5 protein-coding genes are annotated in these 3,825 nt (G+C 65.8%); 4 read left to right on the plus strand and 1 reads right to left on the minus strand.

The window, feature by feature from the left end; translation table 11 throughout:
• The first annotated feature begins 785 nt into the window (after nt 1-785).
• From AQI95_RS44055 to AQI95_RS49750, 4 genes are all read left to right on the plus strand, one after another.
• Entirely contained in the window at nt 786-1,280 is a 495-nt protein-coding gene (locus AQI95_RS44055) for an RICIN domain-containing protein (RefSeq protein ID WP_067137117.1), read from the plus strand.
• Between the two features lie 150 nt (nt 1,281-1,430).
• The gene (locus AQI95_RS44060) at nt 1,431-1,844 is read left to right on the plus strand and encodes a peptidase inhibitor family I36 protein (protein WP_067137119.1); all 414 of its coding nucleotides are present in this window, start codon (nt 1,431-1,433) and stop codon (nt 1,842-1,844) included.
• A gap of 557 nt (nt 1,845-2,401) precedes the next feature.
• A complete protein-coding gene (locus tag AQI95_RS47800; protein ID WP_159056784.1) occupies nt 2,402-2,827 on the plus strand; it encodes a hypothetical protein in 426 nt (141 codons plus the stop codon).
• A 163-nt stretch (nt 2,828-2,990) separates the two neighbouring features.
• Nucleotides 2,991-3,251 carry a hypothetical protein gene (locus AQI95_RS49750; protein WP_067137123.1) on the plus strand — a complete coding sequence of 87 codons (261 nt, stop codon included), beginning with the start codon at nt 2,991-2,993 and terminating at the stop codon, nt 3,249-3,251.
• A gap of 206 nt (nt 3,252-3,457) precedes the next feature.
• Here AQI95_RS49750 and AQI95_RS44075 read toward each other — a convergent pair.
• The coding region (locus AQI95_RS44075; RefSeq protein ID WP_067137125.1) for a transposase at nt 3,458-3,825 on the minus strand (368 nt) is incomplete at its 5' end.

Consider the following 3,825-nt stretch of genomic DNA (forward strand, 5'->3'; position numbering starts at 1 on the left):
ACCTCAGTAGGACGGGAGCCGTCCGGGGCCGCAGAGCGGGCAGGCCCAGGTGCCGCGTCTGTTCGTGCTCCTCGGGCAGGCTCCGGGCCATTCTCCGCACCAGGTCAAGGCCGAGGCCGAGGCGGTCACCGGGGGTGAACCGGGATGCCGTAAGGCCATCGCGCACCTCTCGCTTCAACGAGCTTCTCTACTCGGAGAGTCGCGCGATGGCCGCCGCATGACCAGGGGTTACGCCAAGATCCCTGCTACACCACTCCACGGGACGCCATCCGGCAGCGCGGGCACGGAGGACGCTCCGGGCCCGACGTGCCCGGCTGGAATCCCCAGCCGTGGCAGTGCGGGCACAGGTCGCGGTCAGGCGGTGGACACAAGCAGGTGGTCATGTCCGGTGAACGCGGGTGGGTGACGGCGCGTCACGGCTCGCGGCCCGCCGCTGTCCCCGTACCACCGTCAGCGCTGGAGCAGACCCCACCCGTACTCTTCCCGGCTCGCTGTGCACTGCGACACCGGAACCCCCGCTTCACCGTGCAATTAGACACCCCCACACCATGGGTCGCCGGCGCTACATTCGGTGAGCCGACAGGGGCCGACCGGGGTGTGTGGACTTGTGTGGGAAACGAGACTCCACGCGGCCACGCCGGGCAGCCTGGTCGGGCCGCTTCCCGCAAGGCCAATACAGACGATTGTGGGTTCATCGAACCTCGACTCGGCCGACGCCGTAGAGGTCTTCGAGGAGGGGTGAACGGGGCTCTTGGCCCCGCGACTTCACGGGAGGACGCACAACCATGAGCAAAACCCTTCGACGCTTGCTGCTGCTTCCGGCGGCAGCCCTGGCGCTGCTGTCAACGCAAGCCCTGCCGGCGCATGCGGGCGCAACGTTCAACCTCCGGACCCCCTGGGGCGGCAGTCCGTGCCTCCGGCCGGACTCGAACAACTTGGGCGTGAGCGTTCACGCGTATGCGTGCGACGGCTACTCCAACCACTGGACATTCGCGAACGTGCATCCAGACGGCACGTACGAGTTCGAGTGGCTCCCCAACGGCGGCTGCCTTATCCCGAACTGGAATCAGCAAGCCTCGCCAGTCGTCGTCACCAATGGGAACAACGTCTGCAATAACGACTCCTCGCGGTGGTATCTGAAGGGGCTGCCCGACGGGAAGACCCAGATCGTCAACGTTGCCACCGGCCTGGTGCTGGACTATGACTCGTCGGGCGCCAACCGCGGGCTCCAGCTATGGCCCGCGTGGGGCGACCTGAACCAGGAGTTCTTCCTATCCTGACCGCTCAGCTGGCGACGGCGGTGATCTCTCCGCGAAACGGACATGATCACCACCGCCGCCGGATGCGATTCGAGATTACCTCAGCATGGTCGTGATCTGACCGGTTGCAAATATTGAGTGCACGGCACTGCTGTCATGGGAGGGGACGCAATGCGTATCAGGTTCGGGCGGCGCACCGGCAAGCTTGCGATCGTGGGGACGCTCACGGTCGCCGCGTTGAGCTTGGCCACGGGAGGCGCTTTCGCCGCCACGCCGCCGACGGGGGCCGAGGCCTGCCCGAGCGGGAACGTGTGCTTGTACTTCAACTCGCCGAACGGCTGGGGCGCGTGGGAAGACTGGTCGCCTGGCCAGAGCCTCAGTCTGTCGGACTTCACGTTCGCTCACTGGGGGAACGGTTCTGGTTACGGGCAGACGGTGTACGACAACGCTGCCTCGATCGTCAACAACACCGGCCACACGGTGGTCATTGAGTCGGACCTTGGCCACGACGACTACTACGACGCGGGCTACGCCGGATCCCTGTACTCCTTCACCTACAACCACGACGCTCTCCTGTACTGCTGACGCCCAGCGAAGCATCGCGAATGCCCCCTCTGCACCGAATGGTGGAGGGGGCCCGCCCCTTCGCCGACCCCGCTAGCGCAGCCCATGAGCGCCGGACCAGGCCGGGCTGCGCAGCCGTGGCTTCGACGATGCCCGCCTCAGCAGCAGCAACACCCGCACGGCGCCGTCCTGCGAGCACCCGCCTGTCCAGGCTGGCGTCGACCGCGGCAACGGTTGATGACCGCGTACAGGTCGCCGCCGGTCTGGGCCAGGGAGTCCGGGACGCCGGCCAGGACCAGGGCGAGTTCGGGGTTGCCGACCGGCGGCATCGGGGCCCGGCCCACCCCCTTGTCGCTGCTGCTCCTCTCGTAGGCGGACAGACCCCGGTCCCGGCTCCAACTGGGCGAAGCGACGGTAGAGGTACCAGCCGAACGCCTCCACCAGGCGCTCCAGCGGACGCGGGCCGACTTGGCCACCCACGACTCCAAGATTCAGATAGACCTAACGGAGTCCTACTAGCGGTTGCGCGAACAAAGCACAACCTCCAAATCCCCAGGTACTCGCGTGACCTTCTCTCCGTGATGCTTATCCCGCATCTGCAGCTCATAGAGAAAGGTGAGCTCGTGAAGTTCTCACGCACTATCAGAATGGCTACCAGCGTCCTGCTTGCGACAGCCGGGGTATTCACCGCCGCCACGGCAGCCGACGCTCACACAGCCCGTCCGGCGACACCGCAGAGCTTCATCCTGCTTGACGAAAAGTCCGACGGTCCCCTCACCGTCCGCATGTGGTACAACACGTCGAACGGCGGCATCCACGGCGAGGGCGTCGAACCAGGAACGAACCCGTACCCTGACATCTCCGTCGACCTCTGGGTTTCAGGCACCTGGGACAAGGGGTCCTCCGGGACGATAGATGTGAACACTTCTGAAACCTTCGCCAACCATGTCAAGGCCTGTGCGTCAGACGACTTGGGACACAGCGTGTGCACCGGAGAGACCTGATCGGCCGCCATCAACACAGCCGCCGCAGTCGTCGGGTCGAGAATCCGATCCGACGACGGCATTCTCTAGGTCGTTTCTGATGGCTCTTGGACGATGTCTCGGAGCCAGATGACGATCGCCGTGACGGTCAGGGTGCCGTTGAAGATGTAGTTCCACGTTTCGAATGCACCGCGACATCACCCTCGTCTGGGGTGACGGCGGCTACACCGGCGGCCTCGTCGACTGGTGCCGGGACAAACTCGCGCTCACCCTTCAGGTCGTCAAACGCACCGACGACATGGCGGGGTTCGTGGTGATGCCCAGGCGCTGGGCGGACAGACCCCGGTCCCGGCTCCAACTGGGCGAAGCGACGGTAGAGGTACCAGCCGAACGCCTCCACCAGGCGCTCCAGCGGACGCGGGCCGACTTGGAGGCCGAACTCTGACGCTGGAACCGGGAGAACCCGGACCTTGCGGCAGACCTCGCCCAGGCCGCCGAGCACGCCCGCCGCTGACGTGCCGTACGTGCCTGACGAACCCCCAGATATCTGTAAGGCACGGACCGATCAGGCCCACTTGCCTTACCTGCCTTCTCCGAACTACCGCCAGAGGGGTCGTTTAGCGTCCGACTGTGTCGCGGTTACTGAGGTTTTCAGGGTGGGGTCGGGGGTGCGAGGGTCAGGCCCGTGGCGGTTCGGCAGCCGTCGATGAGGCGGGGCCGGAGCTGGATTCTGCGTAACTCGCGGCGGAGTATGCGGTCGAGGTCGTCGGGTGTGTCGAAGGCAGTGTTGGCCATCGCTCTGCGCACGAGTGACCAGACGGCCTCGACGGGGTTCAAGTCGGGTGCATAGGGCGGCAGGCGGACTGTGGTGAGCCAGTCATGCTCGGCCTCGTACCGTTTCAGGCCGGCGGCCAGGTGGGTGTTGAGGTTGTCCCAGACCACCACGATCGGGCCGTCGAGCTGGATGTGTGCCCGCACCAGCAGGTCGAGGTAGTCCTTCCAGGAGAAGCTCTTGCGGG

Origin of the sequence: Streptomyces yokosukanensis (assembly GCF_001514035.1) — a bacterium.
Taxonomy (GTDB): domain Bacteria; phylum Actinomycetota; class Actinomycetes; order Streptomycetales; family Streptomycetaceae; genus Streptomyces; species Streptomyces yokosukanensis.

Coding starts and splice junctions, on each gene's coding strand:
- AQI95_RS49750 (WP_067137123.1), top strand. CDS start 2,991: ATGCACCGCGACATCACCCTCGTCTGGGGTGACGGCGGCTACACCGGC.
- AQI95_RS44060 (WP_067137119.1), top strand. CDS start 1,431: ATGCGTATCAGGTTCGGGCGGCGCACCGGCAAGCTTGCGATCGTGGGG.
- AQI95_RS44055 (WP_067137117.1), top strand. CDS start 786: ATGAGCAAAACCCTTCGACGCTTGCTGCTGCTTCCGGCGGCAGCCCTG.